19 protein-coding genes, 1 tRNA gene, 1 other RNA gene and 1 pseudogene are annotated in these 23781 nt (G+C 29.6%); 7 read left to right on the top strand and 15 right to left on the bottom strand.

Annotated features, from left to right (window positions below):
• Window positions 1-16: 16 nt before the first annotated feature.
• On the bottom strand, window positions 17-634 hold the full coding sequence (locus EL235_RS06395) for a non-canonical purine NTP pyrophosphatase (RefSeq protein ID WP_039626924.1): 618 nt from the start codon (window positions 632-634) through the stop codon (window positions 17-19).
• A gap of 76 nt (window positions 635-710) precedes the next feature.
• Here EL235_RS06395 and EL235_RS06390 point away from each other — a divergent pair, with 76 nt between their 5' ends.
• On the top strand, window positions 711-2006 hold the full coding sequence (locus tag EL235_RS06390; RefSeq protein ID WP_039626922.1) for an MFS transporter: 1296 nt from the start codon (window positions 711-713) through the stop codon (window positions 2004-2006).
• A 176-nt stretch (window positions 2007-2182) separates the two neighbouring features.
• On the top strand, window positions 2183-5542 hold the full coding sequence (locus EL235_RS06385) for a two-partner secretion domain-containing protein (RefSeq protein WP_164717499.1): 3360 nt from the start codon (window positions 2183-2185) through the stop codon (window positions 5540-5542).
• Window positions 5543-5569: 27 nt separating this feature from the next.
• On the opposite strand, the gene EL235_RS06380 is transcribed toward EL235_RS06385, so the two are convergent.
• Together EL235_RS06380 and ruvB are read right to left on the bottom strand one after the other, a co-directional pair.
• Window positions 5570-6613, bottom strand: coding sequence for an AI-2E family transporter (locus EL235_RS06380; RefSeq protein WP_114640589.1), 1044 nt, complete (start codon window positions 6611-6613; stop codon window positions 5570-5572).
• The gene (ruvB, locus tag EL235_RS06375) at window positions 6603-7613 is read right to left on the bottom strand and encodes a Holliday junction branch migration DNA helicase RuvB (RefSeq protein ID WP_039619088.1); all 1011 of its coding nucleotides are present in this window, start codon (window positions 7611-7613) and stop codon (window positions 6603-6605) included. The genes EL235_RS06380 and ruvB overlap by 11 nt, the downstream gene beginning before the upstream one ends.
• Before the next feature lie 87 nt (window positions 7614-7700).
• On the opposite strand from ruvB, the gene EL235_RS06370 reads away from it, so the two are divergent.
• The 4 genes and pseudogenes from EL235_RS06370 (at window position 7701) to EL235_RS06360 (ending at window position 11570) form a co-directional block, all read left to right on the top strand.
• Complete coding sequence (locus EL235_RS06370) at window positions 7701-8111, top strand: hypothetical protein (RefSeq protein WP_039619086.1); 411 nt, start codon at window positions 7701-7703, stop codon at window positions 8109-8111.
• A gap of 1 nt (window position 8112) precedes the next feature.
• Window positions 8113-8472, top strand: a transfer-messenger RNA (tmRNA) gene (ssrA, locus tag EL235_RS06365).
• A gap of 239 nt (window positions 8473-8711) precedes the next feature.
• Window positions 8712-8873 (top strand): annotated as a pseudogene (locus EL235_RS07890) (hypothetical protein); the annotation flags it as partial.
• 210 nt (window positions 8874-9083) lie between these two features.
• Complete coding sequence (locus EL235_RS06360) at window positions 9084-11570, top strand: AAA family ATPase (protein WP_197719672.1); 2487 nt, start codon at window positions 9084-9086, stop codon at window positions 11568-11570.
• A gap of 32 nt (window positions 11571-11602) precedes the next feature.
• Here the strand turns inward: EL235_RS06360 and EL235_RS06355 are convergent, their stop codons facing one another.
• Window positions 11603-12532 (bottom strand): ribose-phosphate pyrophosphokinase, encoded by a 930-nt coding sequence (locus EL235_RS06355; protein WP_039619082.1) that lies wholly within the window; start codon window positions 12530-12532, stop codon window positions 11603-11605.
• A 64-nt stretch (window positions 12533-12596) separates the two neighbouring features.
• The gene (locus EL235_RS06350; protein ID WP_126341065.1) at window positions 12597-13001 is read right to left on the bottom strand and encodes an acyl-CoA thioesterase; all 405 of its coding nucleotides are present in this window, start codon (window positions 12999-13001) and stop codon (window positions 12597-12599) included.
• A 64-nt stretch (window positions 13002-13065) separates the two neighbouring features.
• Here EL235_RS06350 and ciaB point away from each other — a divergent pair, with 64 nt between their 5' ends.
• Window positions 13066-14901, top strand: a complete 1836-nt coding sequence (ciaB, locus tag EL235_RS06345) for an invasion protein CiaB (protein ID WP_126341064.1) — start codon at window positions 13066-13068, stop codon at window positions 14899-14901.
• 19 nt (window positions 14902-14920) lie between these two features.
• Here ciaB and EL235_RS06340 read toward each other — a convergent pair whose 3' ends face one another.
• The 10 genes from EL235_RS06340 to pglF form a co-directional block, all read right to left on the bottom strand.
• Window positions 14921-15115 carry a hypothetical protein gene (locus EL235_RS06340; RefSeq protein WP_087690067.1) on the bottom strand — a complete coding sequence of 65 codons (195 nt, stop codon included), beginning with the start codon at window positions 15113-15115 and terminating at the stop codon, window positions 14921-14923.
• Window positions 15108-16577, bottom strand: coding sequence for a Y-family DNA polymerase (locus EL235_RS06335; RefSeq protein WP_126341063.1), 1470 nt, complete (start codon window positions 16575-16577; stop codon window positions 15108-15110). The genes EL235_RS06340 and EL235_RS06335 overlap by 8 nt, the downstream gene beginning before the upstream one ends.
• A gap of 98 nt (window positions 16578-16675) precedes the next feature.
• Window positions 16676-16765 (bottom strand) — tRNA-Ser (locus EL235_RS06330).
• Between the two features lie 49 nt (window positions 16766-16814).
• Window positions 16815-17369 carry a membrane protein gene (locus EL235_RS06325; protein ID WP_039626903.1) on the bottom strand — a complete coding sequence of 185 codons (555 nt, stop codon included), beginning with the start codon at window positions 17367-17369 and terminating at the stop codon, window positions 16815-16817.
• Window positions 17370-17432: 63 nt separating this feature from the next.
• Window positions 17433-18143: a CDP-diacylglycerol--serine O-phosphatidyltransferase gene (gene pssA / locus EL235_RS06320; RefSeq protein WP_039626901.1), complete on the bottom strand. Its 711-nt coding sequence runs from the start codon at window positions 18141-18143 to the stop codon at window positions 17433-17435.
• Entirely contained in the window at window positions 18140-18757 is a 618-nt protein-coding gene (locus EL235_RS06315) for a phosphatidylserine decarboxylase (protein WP_126341062.1), read from the bottom strand. Before EL235_RS06315 ends, pssA begins: the two co-directional genes overlap by 4 nt.
• A complete protein-coding gene (ftsH, locus tag EL235_RS06310; RefSeq protein ID WP_039619068.1) occupies window positions 18757-20679 on the bottom strand; it encodes an ATP-dependent zinc metalloprotease FtsH in 1923 nt (640 codons plus the stop codon). The genes EL235_RS06315 and ftsH overlap by 1 nt, the downstream gene beginning before the upstream one ends.
• Window positions 20679-21515 carry a 50S ribosomal protein L11 methyltransferase gene (locus tag EL235_RS06305; protein ID WP_126341061.1) on the bottom strand — a complete coding sequence of 279 codons (837 nt, stop codon included), beginning with the start codon at window positions 21513-21515 and terminating at the stop codon, window positions 20679-20681. The genes ftsH and EL235_RS06305 overlap by 1 nt, the downstream gene beginning before the upstream one ends.
• A gap of 12 nt (window positions 21516-21527) precedes the next feature.
• Window positions 21528-21905: a chemotaxis response regulator CheY gene (locus tag EL235_RS06300; RefSeq protein ID WP_039619063.1), complete on the bottom strand. Its 378-nt coding sequence runs from the start codon at window positions 21903-21905 to the stop codon at window positions 21528-21530.
• A 112-nt stretch (window positions 21906-22017) separates the two neighbouring features.
• Window positions 22018-23781 (bottom strand): UDP-N-acetylglucosamine 4,6-dehydratase (configuration-retaining), encoded by a 1764-nt coding sequence (gene pglF, locus EL235_RS06295; RefSeq protein WP_126341060.1) that lies wholly within the window; start codon window positions 23779-23781, stop codon window positions 22018-22020.

Here is a 23781-nt window from a genome sequence, read left to right as displayed (position 1 = left end):
TTTATAAATTGTTTCATTAATGCTCCATTTTTTCTAATGCTCTTAAAATATAAGTAGCAAACATTAGTGCTTGTGAGCGGTGTGAAATTTTTAATTTTACTTGCTCATCTAATTCACCTAAGGTTTTATCAAAACCTTTTGGGACAAATAAAGGATCATATCCAAAGCCATTATTACCCTTTGGAGTATCAATGGCAAGACCATGCATATATCCATGTGTGCTAAAATGTCCATACTTTGAGCTTATAGCTATGGCTGCAGTGTAAAAAGCTTTACTTTGGTGTAGATTTTTTTCATGTAAAGCTTGAATGAGCTTGTTTCTATTAGCCTCATCAGTGCCTTCTTGAGAGTATCTTGCAGAAAAAATTCCTGGTGCATTATCCAAAGCCTCTACGCTTATACCACTATCATCGCTTAAGGTAATAAATTCATCTTGTTTTTTGCCTAAGGCATTAAAAATAGCCTTAGATTTTATCAAAGCATTTTCTTTAAAACTCGCACCATCTTCGATGATCTCAAAAGGAGTGATGATTTCGTTTAAGGCATAAATTTCATAAGTAGTTAAAAAATTTCTGATTTCTTCTACTTTGTGTGCGTTAGAAGTTGCTAGAATGATTTTTAATTTTTTCTTCATAAATTACTCTTTTTATTTTAACTTTAAAAAAAGTTTATCAAAATCATAGTAAAATTATCCTTTATAAGGAGAGAAGATGTTAAAAACTGTTTTACCTTTGTCTTTTATCGTAGGAACTAGATTTTTTGGATTGTTTATAGTTTTACCAGTTTTAAGTTTATATGCTTTAAATTTAAAAGGAGCTAATGAGTTTTTAGTAGGGCTTTTAGTAGGCGTGTATGCTCTAACTCAAATGGCATTACAAGTTCCTTTTGGTATGATTTCAGATAAAATAGGACGCAAAAAAACCATGTTAATAGGACTTGTGGTATTTATCATAGGTTCTTTGGTGTGTTCATATGCTGATGATATTTATACGATGATGTTTGGAAGATTATTGCAAGGAGCAGGAGCCATAGGAGCAGTAGCTACTGCTATGATAAGTGATTTTATCAATGAAGAAAATCGTGGCAAGGCTATGGCTATCATGGGTTCATTTATAGGGCTTTCTTTTGCAGCTTCTTTGGTGCTTTCTCCATTAATGAGTGCTAAATTTGGACTTTCTAGTTTGTTTGATTTAAGTGCGATTTTGAGTTTAATTTGTATAGTGCTTTTATTTAGCGTTGTTCCAAAAGAGCATACAATAGTGCATGAAAATACTAAAACCCCATTAAAAAAACTTTTAAAAGAAAAAAACTTAGCTTTGATGAATCTTACTAACTGTATGCAAAAAATGCTTATGAGTATAGCATTTTTAAGTATCCCTTTGGTTTTGGTGCATGAGTTTAACTACCCAAGTGAGAATTTATGGCATGTTTATGTTAGTTCTATGGTGCTTGGGTTTTTAGCTATGGGTTTATCAGGATCTTTAGGAGAAAAAAGAGGCTTAAGTAAAGAAATACTACTTTTAGGTGTGGCATTTTTTATCATTGCTTATGTTATATTTGCCTTTTCACATAATGCCTTGGTGTTTATGGTGGGTGTTGTAGTATTTTTTATAGGGTTTAATTTGCATGAGCCTATCATGCAAAGTTGTGCGAGTAAATTTGCTAAGGTAAATGAAAAAGGCGCAGCTTTGGGTGTGTTTAATGCTTTTGGTTATTTTGGAAGCTTTTTAGGTGGTGTTGTTGGAGGGTATTTTTTACACCATTTTAGTTTAGTTGCTCTTGCTTTTATTTTGATAGCCTTGTCTTTGATTTGGTTTATCTTGCTTTTATTTTTACAAAGCCCAGCTGATTTTAAAAATATCTATTTATCTTTAGAAACAAAGCATGATTTAAACATGATTAAAAGTATAAATGGAGTTTTAGATGTATATAAAAACTCCAAATTTCTAGTGGTAAAATATAATAAAAAAATCATCAACGAAGAAGAACTTAAGTCTAAAATTTAGCACCATCCACTTAAGCACTTCTTTATAAATATAATATTAATATACATAAATTTTTATTAAAGGATTTATTATGTTAATATTTATTCCACGGGGGGGGGGAATCGAATAATTTTGATTTAACTTCTTCTTGTAAAAAACTTTCAAAACAAATTCTTCTTTCAAATATAGTAGCATCTTTGCTCTTTTCATCTTCTTTTGCTTTACCTAGTGGAGGTAAATTTACTCATGGCACTAGTGGGAGTATAAGTATTAATGGCAAAGAGATGAACATTGCAGGTAATAAACAAAACTCTATCATACAATGGGGTGGTGGTTTTAATATAGGTAAGGGTGAAAGTGTAAATTTTGGAGGTAAAAGCCAAAACTACCTAAACATTGCTCATGGAACAAGTAAATCTACTATAGAAGGGTTATTAAATGCAAATGGCAAAAATGTCTTTTTAATTAATCCTAATGGAGTAATCATTACTAAAACAGGAACTATCAATGCTAATCGCTTTGTGGCTTCGACTTCATCGATGGATAGTAAAAGTATGCAAGAGTTTGCAGATGGAAAACTTGCTTATAATACTTTTTCCCCTGTGTTTAAACCACATAAAGCAGGTAATGTAGTAAATATGGGTAATATTAATGCTAATGATGTATTACTTATAGGGAATAAGGTAGATATACAAGATGGTAAATTAGGTAATGAAAAATCTAAAACACATTTAGTGGGGAATAAAGTTTTTGTGGATTTTGGAAAATCTATAATTCAGTCTGATTATAATTTTATTAGTGCTTTAGATAAATCTCATGTATATATTAGTTCTGTAGATTATTATAATAATGTAAATAAATACAATAAAGCTAACTTCGTAAAAGGAAATTATCTAACCAATGCAAAAAATATTGAAAAATTTGTCAGTATAGGAAGTGATATAGATTGGTGGCACTTTGCAAAAGGTTGGAATGAAAACGAACAATTTAGAAATACCGCCAATGAATATCGATTGATAAATTCTATAGACTTTGGTGGTAATCAAGGTAAAAACTATGCTAATTATTGTATAGATGGTCTTGGTTGTACTTCTATGATAGTAGGAAATGGAGATAATCGGAGTTATTTAAAATCTTTTGATAAATCTTTTGATGGACAAGGTTATACTTTAAAAAATATCAATATAGATGCTACTGTATTATCTTTTGATGAAAATATGAATGTTGGTTTATTTGGAAGCTCAAAAGGAGCAGTATTTAAAAATATAAATATTGATTATATGAATGGTTCTATAAAATCTAATGGAGATTATAATTCTATCGCTATTGGTAGTTTTGTTGGGTATGGTGAAAATAGTAAATTTGACAAGATAAAGATATATAATATAAATAATATTGAAATTGAAAATAATATTAATGGTAATTATCGTCATGTTTTTGTGGGAGGATTTTCTGGTCAGTTAAATCGAAGTAATGTAAGCAATATAGAAATATCAAATATAAATAAAATTTACGGCAAGAATATTCAAGATTCTGCTAGTGCATTAGTCGGAGGATTTGTTGGAAGTGTTGCTGGAGGTAGTTATTCAAATATTAAAATATCAAATATTAACAGTATAGTTTCTAAAACAGAAGGAGGGGTTGCTATTGGTACTGGTAATGCCTCTAAATCCGGTGGATTTGCTGGACAATCTTATGGTTATGATGATGATTATATAAATTATAAAAATATTATAGTTTCAAATATTAAAAATATATATAGTGAAGCGAAAGATAACCAAGGGAGTTTTTCTGGAGGTTTTATTGGGGATATAGCTTATAGTGAAAGTGATATCTTTTCTAATATTGTAGTTGATAATATATCAAATATTATTGCTATTGGAGGAAAAGAGGGTACTCGTGGAGGAAAGATGAGTAATAGTGGAGCAGGTGGATTTTCTGGTAATATAGGGTTGTATTATGTTAACGACAAATCTAAATTTTCAGATATAAAAATAAATAATATAGAGTTAATAAAAAGTAGTGGCATGTTGTCTTCTGCTGGTGGTTTTACTGCAGATATTCATGGAGGAATATATAATAATATTTCTGTAAGCAATATCAAAGAAATTTCTAGTGACAACAACATAAATGGCGATCCTTTTGGCAATAGAGAAGCATCTTCTGGAGGATTTTCTGGAAATATAGCTTCAGGGGAATTCGGAAATATTGTTATAACTAATATAGGAAGTATTTTTAGTAATACCATGCAAAATGATTCTTATTCGGGTATATTTGTTGGTAATATAGAAAGTCCATATAGCAACCGTAATTTCTCCAATATTTTTATTTATATTAGTGATAATCACAATATAAGATCAAATAGTACTAATGGACAATCTTATATTGGTAAATTTTATGGTAATTTAAATGGACAGACAACTTTTAACAATATCCATGTTTATCATAAAGCTGGAGAATTAGGAAATGCTGTTGCTGATCAAAATAGTTGGGGTAATACTCTAGATAAAATAAATATCCACACATACACCAATACAAATTCAGGTTATACTGATTTTGAAAATAAAGTATCAGCAGAGTTAGATAAAGATGGATTACATAAAGATAAAGATGGAAATTTAGTTTTTACAAAAGATTTTAATATTAATTCTCCATCTAAACCTACTACCGACCCTGATGTTGTTTTAGAAAGTGATGATGTAATTAGTGCAAAAGATTTAAACCAATGGCTTGATGAAATATTTGCAGGAAATTACTGGGTGGATATAAAAGATCTTGATAAAATTCAAGGCCTAAGTGAAAGTATCATTCAAAGTATATCTTTCTTAGAAGCTTTATATGGTCAAGAAGGTATGAAAGAAATATTAGAAAAATTCCATAATGATTATAAAACAGCTTATTCTAAGTATGATAAATTTAAAACCAATAAAGCAGAACTTTTAGCTTTTATCAATGATAAATTAAAACCTTTAGTAAATTCAATCAACGAGGCTAATAAGAATTTCAATACGCAAGATTATTATAATAGACTTAATAAATTAGCCTTAGCTTATAATAAATATGTAGAATTAATTAATAAAGGTTTAGCAAATAAAAATGATCAAGCTTTTAAAGATATTAGCAATAAATTATTTGCTTTAATAGCTCAAGCACAAGGTGAAACCAAAACTATAGAAGAATTAATTAATAGCTTTGAAGATTTAAAAACACAAGCAAGTGAAAAATCTAACGGACATTTTATTGTTGAAGGAGATTTGCAAGCTTTAAATATACCTTATCCTATATTAGCTTCTATCAAAGATAATAACAATGGTAGTGGTGAAATAGATAAGCCAGAAAAACCTATTGATCCAATTGAGCCACCAATAGATAATAAACCAGATTTTTCTTTAAGTTTTGAACAAAGTTCTACTTTTAACTCTATAGGTAATGATAGTTTAGATGATGAGGAAGAACAAGAAGAAATAGAAGAAGCTTCTATGAATCAAAAAGGTAAAACCTGTATAGTAAGTGATAATTTTAAAACTATGAATCCTTGTGTGGTTGGAAGTTTTTAATAATCTATACTGCTTTGGCAGTATAGATTATAGGAAATGCTTTTCTTTTAAAATTACATATAATTTTAAAGTTGAAATAAAAAAAGTCAAAATAGCAGGCCCGAGGATAATACCCCAAAAACCAAAGCTTGAGATTCCTGCTATCATTGCAAAGAAAATTAAAAGTTCGTTAATTTGTGTTGGAATTTGAACAAGTTTTTCATTGATCCATTTAATGATATAAGGTTTTACTAAAGTATCTGCGATAAAAGATATCATTACCACGCTATAAATGAAAATCACTAAAGCACCACTTAGATTGTTATTTGCAAATTCGTATAAAGAAACAGGCACATAAACTAAGGCTCCACCTACTACAGGGATTAAAGAGCTAAAGCAAAATAATATCCCCATTAAAATCGCATCATAACCATAAAATTTAGTGATGATAGCAAAAAGCACCCCTTGTAAAATAGCATTTAGTACCATAGAATAAAACACAACAGACATTACATTACTCACTTCGCTTAAAATGCCTTGAGTTTCTTCTTTTTTCATAGGTATTATGGTTTTGATATAGCCAATGAGTTGAGCTCCATAAAGATTAGCAAAGAAATAAAACACACAAATTAACACCATATCAGTTAGAAATTTAGTCCCAAATTTAGTTGCACTTGAAAGATAGGTTAAAACATTTTTAGAAATAGAATTTAAGTCAATACTTGCTAACGCTTCTTTAATTTTAGGTTCTATAAAACTTAAAGATTCAGGTAGGTGTAAAGAATAATTTTTAAAATATTCTATAGTATTGTGGATATAACTTATATTAAAACCACTAGCCGCTTTTGCAAGTTCTATAATAGCATATACAAAAGGTATAAAAAATAAAGCCAGCATAAAAGCAGTAGTAGCTGCTGCAGCAACGACTTTTTTACCTTTAAAAATATTTAAGAATTTAACATTGACATTAGAAGTAGAAACAGCCATTAAACTTGCTATGGCTATATTCATCAAAAAAGGTTTAAATAAAAAAAGTACCCAAAATAAAATGATCAAAATAAAACTAATCAAGAAAAAATTACTACTTTTCATCAAACAAACCCTTGTTGTATTTTAATTTTAAAACATCAAAACTTTTTAAGCTTGCAATGCGACCTTTGGCTGTTCTTTCTATATAACCATTTGCTAGTAAATATGGCTCTATTACATCTTCTATAGTGTTTTCATCCTCACTTAATGCTGCAGCTATACTAGAAAGTCCTATAGGTTTTCTTTTAGCTTCAGTTAAAAGCTCTAAATACCGCAAATCCATCGCGTCAAAACCAAGCTCATTTACCCCTAAAGAATCAAGCGCTTCTTTAGCTCTTTTTTCGCTAATGATTTCTTCATCATTTACATCAGCAAAGTCTCTTACACGCTTAAGCAATCTTAAAGCAATCCTTGGGGTAGAACGGCTGCGTTTGGCTATTTCTAAAGAAGCTTTTTTTTCACAAGTTTTATTAAGCTTTAGAGCTGCTTTTTCTAAAATGATAGCAAGTTCTTCATTTTTATAAAATTCCAAGCGAAATTGCATACCAAAGCGATCGCGTAAAGGATTGCTTAGCATGCCTGCTCTTGTGGTAGCCCCTATGAGTGTAAATTTAGGCAAATCGATTTTGATTGTTTGTGCAGCAGGGCCACTACCTATGATAATATCAAGACGAAAATCTTCCATAGCAGGGTAAAGCACTTCTTCTATGGCGGGACTTAAGCGATGAATTTCATCGATAAATAAAATATCTCCTTCGCTAAGATTGGTTAAAATCGCAGCTAAGTCCCCGCTTTTTTCTATCATAGGTGCAGCGGTAGTTTTGATATTTGCATTCATTTCATATGAGATAATGTTTGCTAAAGTTGTCTTACCAAGTCCTGCAGGCCCGCTAAAAAGGATGTGATCTAGACATTCATTTCTTTTTTTAGCAGCTTTAATAAAAATTTCTAAGTTTTTTTTAATGTTTTCTTGTCCTATGTAGCCGTCAAAATTTGAAGGTCTAAGGCTTGTTTCATAAGTTTCATCAGGGGAGAATTTTTCAATCTCTACGATTCTATCCATATTTTTTCCATTTTATTTTGTAAGAAATTTTAATTTTATCTAAAATTTGCTAAAATAAATATTTAAACTTAGATTATAGAAGTTTTTATGGGAATTTTAGAGCAATTAGAGTTAGATTACGAGCTTGAAGAAATCGAGCGTTTTTTGTATTTTTTTAGAAGTCTTTGTGATGTTTTAGAGCCTTTGATAGTAAAGCTAAGTAGTGATAGCTCAAAATACAAAGAAGCTTTAAAAGACTTAGAGCAAAATATCCATAATGTGGTTTGGGCTGCTAAAAGATTAAATTTAGATGAAATTGCAAATTTTTGCACATTTTGTGAGGAAATTATGCAAGAAGCAGCTAAATTTGATGGTCCTGCTAGCGATGAATTTGTGGATTGGATGTTTTTAGTGGGTGAGCAGCTTGATAGATATTGCAGTGATTATGAAAAAAATGCTTCTTTTTTAAGTGTATTTAACCCTCAAATTGCAAATGTTCCTGATAAAATTTCTAAATAATGGGGACGACTTGGCTTCGACAGGAGTAGAGTGGCCTTGGTGGCATGTCGCTTTGAGCAAAGCGTATAAAGCTCAAATTAAAATTAAACGCAAACAACGTTAAATTTGCTCCTGCTTACGCTAAAGCTGCGTAAGTTCAGTTGAGCCTGAATTTTAAGTGATACTATCTAGCTTAGAATTTGGTCATTTTTGATAGTGTAGATTGAAATTTGACAAGTTTTGATTGAAGTTAAAGTCTTAGTCTAGCTTGAAATTTTGGAAGGTGAGTTTGGCTAGATGAAATTTTTCACCTTTGCTAAGCATGTAGATGCCGTGGTTGTTTTATTTTTGGACAGGGGTTCAATTCCCCTCGTCTCCACCAAATTTAATTTTTCATGTATGTTGATTTATTAGAATTTAATATTTTAATAATATAATCCTATCAAAGGTTCCTTGCTACTGATAAGACTTCAAGGAAGGCTTCTTTTAAATAGGCAGTGAGGTCTTTATTAATTCTAAATTTAAATTACATTATAAAGCTTGATAGTATTTCTTAGCATTTTAAAAAGTTCTTTTTGTTATCATTTTAAAAAATACTAAGGTTGTTCTATGAATTTTTATGAAGAAATTCAAAATAATGAAATTTATAAAACTCTAGCCAAAAATGCTTTATTGGTTAAAGAACTTTATGGTTTAAGTGATGATGAATTTTCTTACATGATAAGCACTTTTAAAGTCTTAAACGAAAAACAAAGCGAATATATAGCATTATTAAGGAATTAAGATGGGAGATAAATCTGTTTTAGAACAAATTATAGTTATTAGTCAAAATTTAATAAAAATATAAAAAAACACGAGGATGATAGAGGGTTTTTATCTCAAAATATACTTAATGAGTTAAGAAATCTAATAGAGCATATTGCTTTATATATTTATAATAGAGATACAAATAATAATTTTAGTAGTCACTATGATAATATAAAAGTTGCAATTGTGTATATAAGTGATAAGGCTAAATATGTAAATATTAGAAAAATGCATAATTTTTTACAAATAACATCTTCTCATTACACTCCAGATGAGGAAACTTCAGAAAGATTGATGTTAAAATATATTTCTATTTTAATTAAAATAAAGCAATTTTGTAAAAATAGTTTAAACATAGATATTTTGCAAAATATATATGAATTTCCTATTAAGCTTGATAATCTAAGTCTGCAATATTATGAAAGAGTTGTAAATAAAATCAATAATACAAGTATATTTGAAAGAGAAAGAACTGATAAATTTTATATACATAAAGTCAAGCCATTTGTTGTAGATAAAAAAATATATTATGAGGTAACATTTGCATTAGCTAAAAACTATACAAGTAAATTTGATAAAATTATAGCTTTTTCAAAAGAATATATTCCAGATAATTATGCTGTTGAATTAAAACTATATGATACTAGTATATGGTTGAAATCATTTAAGATACCCATTATATTAATAATCAATTGGAATGTAAGTATAAGACCTTGTGAGTTAAAGAATTTTTGTGCTATTTTTGGATTAGCTAATGTTAATTTTACAAGAAATGCAAAGTATGAGAGAATCATGCAATTTTTAAAATACAATGAATTGAGCTTGCTAGATATTGTAAAATTAAATGATATAGAATATCAAAACATCAAGAATGAATTTAGTGAAAATAAATTTAATGATTTTTTTAAATGTCTTGATAAGACAAGGGATATTATTACAAATAATAAAAAAGGAAAAAATATCCTTAGTTATTTATTAAATAGTATGAATAATGTTGTTGTAAAACATCAAAAAGGTGATTTTGTTAATGAAAAATTATCAAATTTATATTTAAAAAATTCTTCCATACCTTTTGAAGATATGCCTTTTTGTACTTCTTTGACAGGACATAATCCTAGATTAATTGACTTATATGAGTGTTTAGATGTGAAAGATAGAAAGCATGAATTATTAGCCAGAACTATTAAAAATAACTCTAAAATTCATGGAAACTTATATAAGGATATTGAGGATTTTGGGCAAATTTCTAAAGAAAATATTTTAGAACTAGTTAGAAAACACAATGATTCTATTAAGTATAAAGACCATAAGCCAAAAAGACATATAGAAATATTATATGAAAAATATTTATATATTAATGAAGATGAAACAGCGATAAAAAATATTATTTTAAAGCTTAAAAATTTTACCCAAAGTGGTATAGAAAATTATCAAAAAGATATAGAAAAATGGTTAAAGAATAACAACTTAGATTGTGAAGAAAAAAAGAATTTTCTAGAAAAAATGTTTTGCGATTCAAAATTAGCATTGATATATGGTGCAGCAGGAACAGGCAAAACCACATTAATAGAATATATTTCTAATTTTTTTAAAGATAAAAATATATTATTTTTGACAAATACTTACACAGCATTAGATAATATAAAAAGAAGAATAAAAAATCCATTATGGAGTTTTAATGTTGTATCTTCTTGCGTAAAAAAAAGAAAAGAGCAAGTATATGATGTTGTGATTATTGATGAGTGTAGTACGATTGATAATAAACATATGTTTGAATTTTTAGATAAAGTAAAATGTGATGTTTTGGTTTGTGTTGGAGATGTATATCAAATAGAGGCTATTGATTTTGGAAATTGGTTTTTATTTGCTCAAAACTTTTTCAAAGATAAGCAAATAGAGCTAAAACATATTTATAGAACTAATGATGAAAGATTGCAAGATTTATGGAAAGAAGTAAGAGAGCTAGGGGAGAATATACTTGAAAAGCTTTCTAAGAAAAAAATATCTGAAAAAATAGAAAATTTTAATTTTAATACGCAAAAAGAAGATGAGATTATTTTATGCCTTAATTATGGTGGGTTATATGGTGTAAATAATATAAATAGGCTTTTACAAGAAAATAATCCTAAACAATACATTCAATTTAATAGCTTATATTATAAAATAAACGATCCTATATTGTTTAATAATGAATCCTCTTCAAGATTTGGACAAGTCATTCACAACAACTTAAAAGGATCGATAGTAGATATAAAGAAAGGAAAAGGATATGCTTTTTTTGTGGTAAATGTTTATAAAAATATAAGTGAAGAGAGTGAAAAAGATTTTAAAATTACTAAAAAATTTAATAATGAATATACAGAAATTACTTTTAGGGTAAATGAAATAAATTCTGATGAAGAGGACGAAAAAGAGCATGCTGTTCCTTTTCAAGTAGCTTATGCTATTTCTATACATAAAGCACAAGGTTTAGAATATGATAATGTTTCTATAATTATTTCAGATGAAATAGAAGAACAAATAACACATAATATATTTTATACAGCTATAACAAGAGCTAAGAAAAGATTAAAAATATATTGGTCAGCCGAAACTGAAAATAAAATATTAAATTCATTAAAACTTAAAGATATTAAAAAGGATTATAGTCTTTTGTCATCTAAGTTAAAATAAGCTTTCTTTGCAAGGCTATCCTTGCAAAGAATTTATACAAATAAAGAATTCACGCTTTCATTATGATAAACTCTGCGTATTACCTCACCAAAAATAGGTGCTACGCTTAGGACTTTGATTTTATCCATTTGTTGTTTTAAAGGTATAGTGTCAGTTACTACTAGCTCATCTAATGCATCTTTAGCTATTCTTTCATAAGCTACACCACTAAGCACAGGGTGAGTGCAGCAAGCTATAACTGACTTTGCACCTTTGCTTTTAAACACTTCAGCAGCTTTTACTATAGTTCCTGCTGTATCGATGATATCATCTACTAAAATTACTTCTTTATCTTTTACATCACCGATGACATTCATCACTTCGCTTTCATTAGCTTTTTCGCGTCTTTTATCTACTATAACTATATCAAGCCCTAAAGCTTTTGCTACGCTTCTAGCTCTTGCTATACCACCTATGTCAGGACTTGCGATGATAGGATTTTTATAGTTTTTATTTTTAATATAATCGTTAAAAATAATACTTCCATAAAGATTATCCACCGGTATATCAAAAAAGCCTTGAATTTGTCCAGCGTGTAAGTCTATAGTAGCTACTCTATCTACTCCTGCTGATTCTATAAGATTTGCTACTAATTTTGCAGTAATAGGCACCCTAGGACTTGCTTTTCTATCTTGTCTAGCATAGCCAAAATAAGGGATGATAGCTGTGATAGAGCTTGCACTTGAGCGACGCAATGCATCTGTCATGATTAAAAGCTCCATTAGATTATCATTTGTTGGAGCACAAGTGCTTTGTATGATAAATACATCTTTACCACGCACGCTTTCATCTATTTGAATGCTAATTTCACCATCGCTAAAACGCTTCACACCTGCATTGCTTAGAGGTAGTGAAAGGTATTTTGAGATTTTTTTAGCAAATTCCTCATTTGCCGAACCAGAAAATATTTTATATCCACGCATATATAAGCCTTAGAAAGTTTTCTGTGATGATATAAAATTTTTTTTGAAAATACAATAAAACATATTAAAAGCCATGTAATCTTTTTAAATCCGCATCAATAGGAAATTTATTTCCATCTTTATCTACGCTTACATAAGTTACCACAGCTGAAGTTACATGCATACAATACACACGGCCATATTCATTAGCTCTTTGAGTAGCTACTTCTACTTCTACGGTGATGGATGTATTACCTGCTTTGATGATTTTTGCATAGCAAGATACTAAATCTCCTACAAAAATAGGTTCTTTGAAAATGATTTTATCTACCGCAACTGTGACAACTCTTTGTGGGGAAAGTTCTCTTGCGGCAATGGCTCCAGCTAGATCAATTTGTGACATGATCCAACCACCAAAGATATTACCAGCAGGGTTTGTATTGCTTGGCATAGCTATAACTCTTAGCTTAGGTTCTCCCATATCTTTCATACATTCTCCTTGTGTTTTAAAAAAAACATTATAATTAAGTTTTAAAAATAAAGAAAGGTAAAAAATGAATGATTTTAAGCAAATAGCAAAAATTGTGAAAAATAGGAAACAAAATATCAATAGTCTTTATAATATACTTCAAACTAATCAAAGTCATCCTTTGATAGATAGAGCCTTAGAACTAGCTAATCTTGAAAATGAAAAAAGCAATGTTTTGGCAATGTTGCGTCGTTTGGTGGATTTAAAAGAGGAAAATTTAGTCCAAGAGCTTGAGAAAAAAGGTTTAAATGAAGAAGAAATTTCTCAAATAAAATATAAAGTTTTTTCTTTAGTAAGAGCCTTTTATGAAGTAGAACACCAAGATTTAATCGATGAGATTAAGAGTAAAAATTTACTTGATGAGTTTTATTTGGCTTTAGTTCAAGGTGTGCATAATATAGGTGTAGTTATGAATTCTTTTGAGCTTGTTTGGAGTAAGCAAATTTTAGATACAAATAATAAAATTTTAAAAGAACAATTTCCAAATTTAAGCGATGCTTTGGAGTTTTTAAAACAAAATGAGCTTTATCAGCTTAATCAAGATGGAGAAATTTGTGAAAGAAGCTATGGGGCTTTAGTTAAAATAGGAACACTTTGGAGATTTTTACCTTATGCAAAAGCTTTTGAAAATGAAGTTTTAAAGCTTGAATATGAGTTTGATAAACTTTTAGAAAAACTAAGAAATTGTGCGTTAGATGATGAAAAAAATGCTTATATTGATTATATAGAAAAATTAAAATTTGCTTTTTGTGAAAAAGATAATAATGAAGTAGTTAAAAAATGGCAAGAAGCAGAGCTTGCGTGGATGGAAGTAAAATGCCCATTGCAAATTGGCCATCCTTTAGAATATTATGAAGACTCTTACACGCATGCAGTGGCACTTGAGTGGGATATACGCTTAGAAGATGAGAGTGATTTTAATGGGAGTGAGTTTAAAGATAAAATCAAAGAAAGTTTTGCAATGGTATATGCAAATTTAGATGAAGAAGATGAAGCTTTGTTTGATGAAGTGAATTTTAATCTTGAAAAAACTCAGCTTTATATTTGCATGCCTATGATTTTTTATGGAGCAGAGCTTAAGGGGCTTTTTTCTGCTCAAGTAGTGCCAAATGATGAGTATGTAAGCAATATAGCAGGTAAAAAGATCTTTGCTTTTTTAAATTACGTTTATGAAAATGCTAAAACCAAGCCTTTTATGAAGCTTTCTTCTATGGTGTTTGAAAAAGAATTTTTAGATTATGGTAGAGAAATTTTATTTTATAATGAAAAATTATGGAAAAGAATTTATGAAGTTTCTACTATAGGTCATGAGTTTGGGCATATTTTCTTTGTGGCAAATGATAGCGAAAAGAAAATGAATGAAAGTGGTGTATTTAAAAATATAGAAGAGTTTAAAGCTACTGCTGGTGGGCTTGTAAATTTCTTCTTACATGAAGAAGATGATTTAAAGCTTCCTGTATTTTATGAGCTTATTAAAAGAGCTATAGGATTGATCGCTTGGCAAAGAGTAGAGGAGGTTAAGCCTTATTATACCGAAGGTTTAATCCACTTGTCTTTATTGTTTAAATCAGGAGTGCTATCTTTTGCAAATGAGAAATTAAACATTAAATTTGATGAGGAAGCTTATGAAGCCTTTAAGGCTGTGTTTATGCAAAATTATTATAAGCTAGCAAGACATTATATGCTAAAAGAAGATGCTAAAAATTATTTAGATGAGTTTTGTGTTTTAGAAGATGAGGTATTTTTACCACTTAACAAAGAGTGTAAAGAATTTGTAAAATACTACTATGAATTACATAAACTTTATGGTAATGAAATCGATGAAAGCGGAGAGTTTGAAAAATACTCTAATATAAAATAAAATTTTTATCAAGAAGAACTTAGCTTTCTTCTTGATATTTGCTATTTTCTAATGCTTTTTCCATATCTTTTTGCGTTTTTAAAATCGCTTTACTAAAACCATTTAGTACTGAAAATGGAGCAAATTGCGCTGCTCTTTTTTCTCTTGGCATTGGTGGGAATTGTTTTGATTTTTGATATTTTTTATCTATTATATCTTTATACTCATCATGCATTATGACCTCCTATTAAAGAAGTAATTTCTTTAGTTTCATTATCTAAGCTTGAAGCTTTTAAAATAGCCTTTTTACCAAATTTTTGCATGATTTGAAGTCTTGCTTTTTGGAGCTTTTCTTCTTTTTCAAGTTGATTTTTTTCTTGCAAAATTGCATTAAAATCACTAAATAAATTTAATTCTTGGAAATTTTCTTGAGCTTTATCTGTGATATTATTTAAACTTAGGCTGATTTTTCTAATGCTTAAGTTTTTATCACTGATTTTGCAAAAAAGCTCTAAAGCTTTTTTATTGATGATTTTTAGAGAATGGGTAAAATTTTCTAAATTCACACTTCCATGAGCATTTTTAGGTATAGTTCTTCCGTAATTATCTTTAGTAATAGCTCCTTTATAAGAAGCTAAACGACTTGAATTTTCTAAATTACTTTTGTCATATTGTATATCTAGCGTGATATGGTTTGTTTTAAGGTTATTTTTTATAAGTTCAAGTACTAAATGATCCACAAGTTCTTTTAAAACTTTTATTGCTTGATTATTATCATATGCAAAAGGTAAAACCTTGGCCATGACTTTAGAATGATTTTGTGATTTGTAGTTTTTAATATCTTTCATCGTGCAAGTTTCAATACCCCATGCATGATCGATTAATAATTCAGCATTAACACCAAAATGTTTATAAAGCAAAGCTTCATGTTTTAAAGAAAATCTTGCAAGATCTCCCATAGTGTGAATGTTTAAATTCGCAAGTTTTAAAGCGATACCTTTACCTACACGCCAAAAATCTTTTAAAGGTTTGTGTTGCCATAATTTGTATCTATATAATTTTTCATCTAAAAAGGCTATAAGCAAGCCATTGTTATCTGCTTTTTGCCTTTTAGCAAGTATATCCATGGCAATTTTAGCTAAGTATAAATTTGTGCCTATACCTGCTGTTGCAGTGATTCTACTTGTGTGTAAAATATCAAGTAAAACCTTAGTAAGTAGCTCATAAGCTGAAAGTTTGTATTTTTCAAGATAAGAACTAAGATCGATAAAAACTTCATCAATAGAGTATATATGGATATCTTTAGCATCAAAATACTTCAAATAAATGCTGTATATTTTTGTACTAAATTCTATATAAGTAGCCATTCTAGGCTTAGCTATGATGTAGTCTAGTTCTAAATTTAAATTATTTTTAAGTTCTAATATATCAAAACTTTTAGCTTTGAAGTGGTGTTTTTGAATTTGTTTTAATCTTTCTTGGTTGATTGAATGAATTTTTTGTTTAAACTCAAAAAGTCTTAATCTACCGGGTATATTGTAAGTTTTTAGTGCAGGTGAAACAGCTAGTATGATGGTTTTATCTGTTCTTGATTCATCTGCTACAATAAGATTAGTTGTCAAAGGATCTAAATTTCTTAAAACACATTCAGCTGAAGCATAAAAAGATTTCAAATCAATAGAAGCATAAATTTGCATAGTATGTGAAGCTTGCCTTTAGATTTATTAAGTTTGATAGTATTAATTATAACAACAAAAACTATTAAAACAGATGAAAGAAAATGAATCTTATAAGGTGGCGGACAGAGAGGGATTTGAACCCTCGAGACCCGTTAAGATCTGCACCCTTAGCAGGGGTGTGGTTTCAGCCACTCACCCATCTGTCCATATTAAAAGAAAAAGTATATCTTATTGATTATAAGATATACCTTAAATTTATACACTAAGATAAGCTATGATTAAAGTTATAACAAAACCAGTACTTAAAACAGCAATTTGCTTTGCTCTATCTTTGCGTATAGCAATAAGCGTGATTAAAATACCGGAAATATAAAGCACTGCCATAGCTAAAGCAAAGGCTAAGCCAAGTACGGAAAAATACCACATACCTTTGTCTTTATGAAGCAAAATCATATTTCCAAGTAAACTTCTTTCTTTTGTAATAATTTCATAATTATTTTCATCTATTTTGACAATACTTGCAGTATAGTTTATAGCACCAAGCTCTATACCATCGCCTTTTTTGTTAAGTTTTGGTTCTAAAGATGAAGGAAGTTTTAAGTTATTTTTCTTTAAAAAATCAATTAAAAATTCAGCTTCAGCACCTTCTTGGATAATGGCTTGAACTTTTTGAGTTTTAATTTTAGCTCCACTTTCCCCATCAAAACCAGCTATATAAGCAAAACCAGTAACAGCATATAAAAATGCTAGCGGTAAAAAGAACAAACTAATATAAATATGAATTTGTCTGAATAATTTATTTTTATTCATTTTTCAACTCCTTTTTTTGAAATAATAAAAAGTATATTGTTAAAAAATGAAGTGAAAATAAAATTAATCTTTTTTAAATTTACGTGCTAGTGTAAAAAAACTACGTATAATTCCATAAAGTACATACAAACTAGCAATGATTAATGCACTTTCTAAAAAATATAAATAAAGCATAGAAAATAAAATCACTAAAAGAATAAGTACTTTCAAAACATTTGCACGTTTTAGATCGATTTTTTTAAAACTCGGGTATCTTATATTGCTCACCATTAAAAAAGCTAAAAGTATTTGAATACACACTATCACTAAAGAAAAATTATGCAAAAAATCATAATATAAATAAGCACTCACCCATAGAGCACTTACAACTGCAGCTGTTGGTATAGGAAGTCCTATAAAAACTGAAGGTTCATAAGTTCCTGTGGTGATATTAAATCTTGCTAAGCGTATAGCACCAAAAACTACAAATAATCCCGCTATTAAGGAGCCAAAACGACCATATTCATAGCCTATACTCATATAAAAAAGCATAGCAGGTGCAACACCAAAGGCTATTATATCAGCTAAAGAATCAAATTCAACTCCAAATTTAGAGGTAGAATTTGTAGCTCTTGCCACGCGACCATCTAAGCCATCACAGATTAGTGATAAAATAATATAAATCAATGCTTTGTCAAAGTTTTGATTTATAGAAGCTATTACTGAAATGATTCCTAAAAATATAGAAGCAGCTGTAAAAAGATTTGGTAAAATGTAAATTAGTTTAAAATTCATGGATTTAAATATCCTATTAATGCACCAATGCGTACTTTATCATTTTCATTTATACAAATTCTAGTATCTTTTGGGAGTAATAAACTTACACTACCATCAAACATAAAACCTATGTTTTGCCCATGGTTTAGATGGTGTCCAAAATCATCAATATGAGTTTTTCTATTTAAGGCACCAAAAATGATGCGTAATGCCCATTGTTTATCTTTAGAGCGTGCTAAAAATAATATTCTTTCACTCATTAAATTTGTGTTTTTCATAAATGGACATAAAAAAAGCCCGTGTCTTAGCCTAGTTTCTTCTATTTCCATATCAAGCGGAGCTATAATGCTTCCTTGAGAAAAAATATTATTAATAATTTGCACTTCTATACATTCACCAAGCTCTTTATACGAGCTTGTTTTGATGCATTTTATTTTTCCTTCTATAGGAGCTATGATAGTATTTGAATCTGCTATATAGCTGATTTTGCTAGTTCTAAAAAGACAAGCAAAAAGTATAAAAATACACCATAAAAGCCAAGAAAATCCCCATATAAATTGAGCTATTGCAAAAACTATGGCTAGAACTATGAGTAAATTCCAGCCAGCCTTTGCAATAAAATTTGTTTTCATTAGTTATCCTTAGTAGCTTCTTGCTCTTTTTCTTCTAAGCGTGTTGGAAGATTATTTTCTTCTTCATAATTTTTAATAATCTCTCTTACTTTGGCACCATCAATAGTTTCTTCTTCATAAAGTGCTTGTACCATTACTTCTATAGCACCGCTATAGGTTTTTAAAATTTCTTTTACGCCAGCATAGCGCTCATCTAAGGTTTTCTTCACATACTCATCTAAATCTTGTGCCATTTTATCAGAATAATCTTTGATAGTTTGTCCGCCACTTAAGAAAGTATTTCTTTGCTTTTCAAGCACCATTAAACCTGCGATTTCACTCATGCCATACATAGAAATCATAGCTTTTATAATGTCAGTTGCACGTTCAAGGTCATTGCTTGCACCAGTTGAAATTTCTTTAATGAAAATTTCTTCAGCCGCACGCCCACCTAAAAGCACATCAACTTCAGCTAAAAGTTCGTGTTTTTGCATTAAAAATTTATTTTCCTCAGGAGTGTTAAGTGTATACCCTAAAGCCGCTAAACCGCGTGGTATAACAGAAACTTTACTTACTTTTTTAGCACCTTTTGTAGTTTCAGCTATTAAAGCATGACCACATTCATGATAAGTTACGATTTTTTTCTCTTTATCGTTAATTCTACGTGATTTTTTCTCAAGTCCTGCTATAGCTCTTTCTACTGCTTCAACTAAGTCTTTTTGTTCTACATGTTTTTTAGAATCTCTACCTGCAAGTAAAGCTGCTTCGTTGATGATATTTGCTAAATCAGCACCAGCAAGACCTGCTGTTAATCTTGCGATATCTTCTACCTTTACTTCAGGTGAAATTTTAACATCTTTCATATGAACTTTTAAAATATCGCATCTACCTTTAAAATCAGGCTTATCCACTAAAACTTGTCTATCAAAACGTCCCGGTCTAAGCAATGCTGCATCAAGTACTTCAGGACGATTTGTCGCTGCTAGTACGATTACTGGTGAGCTTTCAGTGCCAAAGCCATCCATTTCTGCTAGAAGTTGATTTAAAGTTTGCTCTCTTTCATCATTTCCACCCATCATGCCACTTGCCGCACGTGATTTACCTATGGCATCAATTTCATCTATAAATACAATAGCTGGAGCTTCTTTTTTAGCATTTTCAAATAAATCTCTAACCCTACTAGCTCCAACACCCACAAACATTTCTATAAAAGATGAACCTGATACACTAAAAAATGGTACATCAGCTTCGCCTGCTACTGCTTTTGCAAGTAAAGTTTTACCCGTACCCGGAGGGCCTACAAGTAAAAGTCCTTTTGGAATTTTTGCGCCAAGATTGATGTATCTTTCAGGATATTTTAGAAAATCAACAATTTCTTTAACTTCTTCTTTTGCTTCCTCAACACCTGCGACATCATTGAATTTAACTTTTGGTTTTTCTGAATTTACAAGTTTTTTAGAGCTTCCTATACCAAGTATAGATCCGCCCATATTTTTTTGCATACGAGAGGCTAAAAACATCCATATACCAAAGAAAATAAATACTGGTAAAACCCAAGAAAGTAAGATATCTATAAACCAATTACTCTCATTAAAAGCCCCGTAAGAAACGCCTTTTGAATCAAGCAAAGGCACAAAAGTAGCATCATTTGGAACTTTTTTAGTAATATACACCATATTTCCTGCTTTAGATACAGCTTTTATGGTGGTTTGACCTATATTAACTTGGGCAATTTGATTATTTTCAATTAAAGTTTTCAACTCAGAATAAGTAACTTTTTTAGTATTTTCTCCGCCCATAATACCCATGCTACCATCATCTGAAAATCCTTTAAATAAAAGAATCATCACAATGGCAAAAATAGCAAAAATAAAAATAGGATTTTTATTAAAAAAGCTATTGTTGTTTGGATTATCTTTTGGTTCGTTTGGTTTTTTATTCATTATTTTGTTTCCTTTTTGTAAGCTAAACTCAACCATTCTCCTTTGTGTTTGCATTCTAACAAAGTCAAATCTTTGAATTTATCTTTAATTCTTTCTTCATATTTGTTTAAAATACCAGATAAGATTAAAATTCCACCTTCTTTGGTTTTTTCTTTAAGATCTTTTTCTAGTATGATTAAAATATCGGCAATGATATTTGCCACAACTATATCATATTTATGTAAGCTTTTATTAATAGAACCTACCCAAATATCATCAAAGCTAACTTGATTTAATTTTGCATTTTCCTTGCTTGCAACTATGGCTAGCTCATCTGTATCGCAAGCTTGCACTTTAGCTCCAAGCTTTGCCATGATGATGCTTAAAATCCCACTTCCACAGCCTACATCTAAACAAAATTTGGAATCATCTGTGTATTCTTGTAAAAATTCTATACAAGTATAAGTGCTTTCATGGTGTCCTGAACCAAAAGCTAAGGCAGGATCTATAATGATATTGATCTTATCTTGCATAGGTTTTTGCCAAGTGGTATGAATGTGAATATTGTCAATAGTTAAAGCTTGTATGCCTTTTTTATACTCTTCTATCCAGTTTTTATTTTCTTTTTTTTCTAAAGTAGAGTGAAAATAAATCTTAGTGTTAAATTTTTCACATAATTTTTGATGAAAATTTTGTAAGGCTATTTGAATGAGTTCTATGTCTTCTTCTGATCGTATATAAATACCATCGTTTTTTTCTTCTATGGCGTCTATATCTAGAGAAAAAATAAGATCAAGGAATAAATCTAAATATTCCTTGTCTGTTTGAAAAAAAAGTTCGTAATAATGTGTTTGCATAAAAACTTATAATTAGCCTTCGTTTGTCCCTAAAACATCTTCAAGTTTTTCTTTTAATACTTGAGGTGTAAAAGGTTTTACGATATAGTTATTTACACCTGCTTTTAAAGCTGTAATAACTTCTGCTTTACCACCTTCTGTAGTTACCATGATAATAGGCATATCAGCATATTTTTCTTCCGCTCTTACTTTTTTTACTAATTCTAAGCCATTCATTTCAGGCATATTCCAGTCGGTAATTAAAATTTTAATATCATCATTTTGTGAAAGTAAATCCCAAGCTTCAACTCCATGTTCAGCTTCTAAAACATCTTTATGACCTAATCTTACAAGAGTGTTTTTGATTATTCTTCTCATGGTAGAACTATCATCAACTACTAATAACTTCACTTTTTTTCCTTTATTTTGATGTAATTACATAAAATGTAATTGTATCGTTTTTATTTTTATTAATCAATTAAAAGTATATATTATACCATTTTAAAATAAAATTAGAATTTAATCACTCTCCATTTTTATTGTGATTAAATTCAGGCACAATTTCCTTTAAAACTTTTGCAGGATCTGTGCTTTGGAGTAATTTTTCTATTTCTTGATTTAAAATTTTTAAATCTTTAATTTCGCTAGTGGTAACAAAAATACTTTCGTATTGAGTTTTTAAATCATCTTTATGGATTAAAAGCTCTTCATAAAGTTTTTCACCTTTTCTAAGTCCGGTGATTTTAATTTCTAGCTTTTTATTAGAAAGTAAAAGCATTTTTTTAGCCAAATCCATGATTTTAACAGGTTCACCCATATCAAGTACAAATAATTCTCCACCTTTAGCAATAGCCGCAGCTTGTAAAACAAGTTGCACAGCCTCATCTACTAGCATAAAATAACGCACTATATCAGGATGAGTAAGAGTAAGTGGTTCATTAGCTGCAATTTGAGTTTTAAATTTAGGTATAACGCTTCCACTTGAGCCTAAAACATTACCAAAACGCACGCAAGCTACTTCAAAATTTTCACAACTTGAACTTAGCGCATAAAGCTCACAAATTCTTTTTGTGCAACCCATGATATTAGTTGGCCTCACAGCTTTATCAGTGCTTATCATAACAAATTTAGCAACCTTGTAAGTCTTTGCAAGATCGATTAAATTTTTAGTGCCTATGATGTTATTTAAAATAGCTGAATGTGGATTTTGCTCACATAAAGGCACGTGCTTGTAAGCTGCTGCATGTAAGATCAAATCTATGTTTTTTTCTTGTAAAAGTTTTTCTAAAGCTTCTTTGTCTAATATGCTCATCATAATAGGTTCGATTTTTTCTTTGTGTAAGCTTAATTCTTCATTGATTTTATATAAATTATACTCGCTATGATCAAGCATGATTAAATGCTTTGCACCAAATTTAATACATTGCTTACAAAGCTCGCTTCCTATAGTCCCACCAGCTCCACTAACTAAAACTACTTTATCTTTGATAAAATCAATCACGCAAGCATTATCCAAATCTTTTGGCTTACGTGCCAATAAATCTTCAATGCTTATATCTCTTGCTTCATTTTGCGTAAAAGAAAAAAGTTTTATATCATTAATCCCATAAGCAATAAGCTCATCAAAAAGCTTTTTGAGTTCTTCTTGTTCAAGTTTTAAAGCAATGATAGCAGTGTGAATTCCTTCAGCGGTATATTTTCTAATAGCTTCTTTTTCTTCAACTATAAATTTATCACAATAAGTACCTATTAAATTTTTACGTTCATCTACCACAGCAACAGGGAAAAGTCCTAAGCTTCCTTCTTTAGCTCCTTTTAATAAATGTAAAGCCTTTGAAGTGGCACCAACTACTATACAAGGATGTTCTTCATTATATTTTGGCTTTCTAAAATCAACAATCATTCTTTTGCTTATACGCAAACTTCCAATTAACATACAAGATAAAACAAAGTCTATCCCTATAACGCTTCTTGGAAAAGGATTAAAAAAATCATCATAAAAATAATAAATTGCTAAAAATACAAGTTCGGCTAAAGTTAAAGCAATAACTAATTTGCGCGCTTCATTAAGTGAGAAAAATCTCCAAGCAACTTGATAAATTCTAAAAAAAGCTAGAAAAACTATTTTAAGTAAAATCAAAATCACAGCACTTTTAAACATACCTTCATAAAACTCACTCGGGATGTCTGCACTAAAACGTAAAGAAAAAGACAAATAAATACTTATAACAAAAAGTAAAATATCAGCGCCTAGGAAAAAACCTAAGCGTTTGCTTTTATAATCCAT

The sequence above is a fragment of the Campylobacter lari genome, assembly GCF_900638335.1.
Lineage (GTDB): Bacteria > Campylobacterota > Campylobacteria > Campylobacterales > Campylobacteraceae > Campylobacter_D > Campylobacter_D lari_E.
The sequence above is the reverse complement of the archived record's forward strand: the minus strand, read 5'-3'. Positions and strand labels throughout refer to the sequence as shown.

Coding starts and splice junctions, on each gene's coding strand:
- EL235_RS06395 (WP_039626924.1), bottom strand. CDS start 634: ATGAAGAAAAAATTAAAAATCATTCTAGCAACTTCTAACGCACACAAA.
- EL235_RS06390 (WP_039626922.1), top strand. CDS start 711: ATGTTAAAAACTGTTTTACCTTTGTCTTTTATCGTAGGAACTAGATTT.
- EL235_RS06380 (WP_114640589.1), bottom strand. CDS start 6,613: ATGAAAAGTAGTAATTTTTTCTTGATTAGTTTTATTTTGATCATTTTA.
- ruvB (WP_039619088.1), bottom strand. CDS start 7,613: ATGGATAGAATCGTAGAGATTGAAAAATTCTCCCCTGATGAAACTTAT.
- EL235_RS06370 (WP_039619086.1), top strand. CDS start 7,701: ATGGGAATTTTAGAGCAATTAGAGTTAGATTACGAGCTTGAAGAAATC.
- EL235_RS06355 (WP_039619082.1), bottom strand. CDS start 12,532: ATGCGTGGATATAAAATATTTTCTGGTTCGGCAAATGAGGAATTTGCT.
- EL235_RS06350 (WP_126341065.1), bottom strand. CDS start 13,001: ATGAAAGATATGGGAGAACCTAAGCTAAGAGTTATAGCTATGCCAAGC.
- ciaB (WP_126341064.1), top strand. CDS start 13,066: ATGAATGATTTTAAGCAAATAGCAAAAATTGTGAAAAATAGGAAACAA.
- EL235_RS06340 (WP_087690067.1), bottom strand. CDS start 15,115: ATGCATGATGAGTATAAAGATATAATAGATAAAAAATATCAAAAATCA.
- EL235_RS06335 (WP_126341063.1), bottom strand. CDS start 16,577: ATGCAAATTTATGCTTCTATTGATTTGAAATCTTTTTATGCTTCAGCT.
- EL235_RS06325 (WP_039626903.1), bottom strand. CDS start 17,369: ATGAATAAAAATAAATTATTCAGACAAATTCATATTTATATTAGTTTG.
- pssA (WP_039626901.1), bottom strand. CDS start 18,143: ATGAATTTTAAACTAATTTACATTTTACCAAATCTTTTTACAGCTGCT.
- EL235_RS06315 (WP_126341062.1), bottom strand. CDS start 18,757: ATGAAAACAAATTTTATTGCAAAGGCTGGCTGGAATTTACTCATAGTT.
- ftsH (WP_039619068.1), bottom strand. CDS start 20,679: ATGAATAAAAAACCAAACGAACCAAAAGATAATCCAAACAACAATAGC.
- EL235_RS06305 (WP_126341061.1), bottom strand. CDS start 21,515: ATGCAAACACATTATTACGAACTTTTTTTTCAAACAGACAAGGAATAT.
- pglF (WP_126341060.1), bottom strand. CDS start 23,781: ATGGATTATAAAAGCAAACGCTTAGGTTTTTTCCTAGGCGCTGATATT.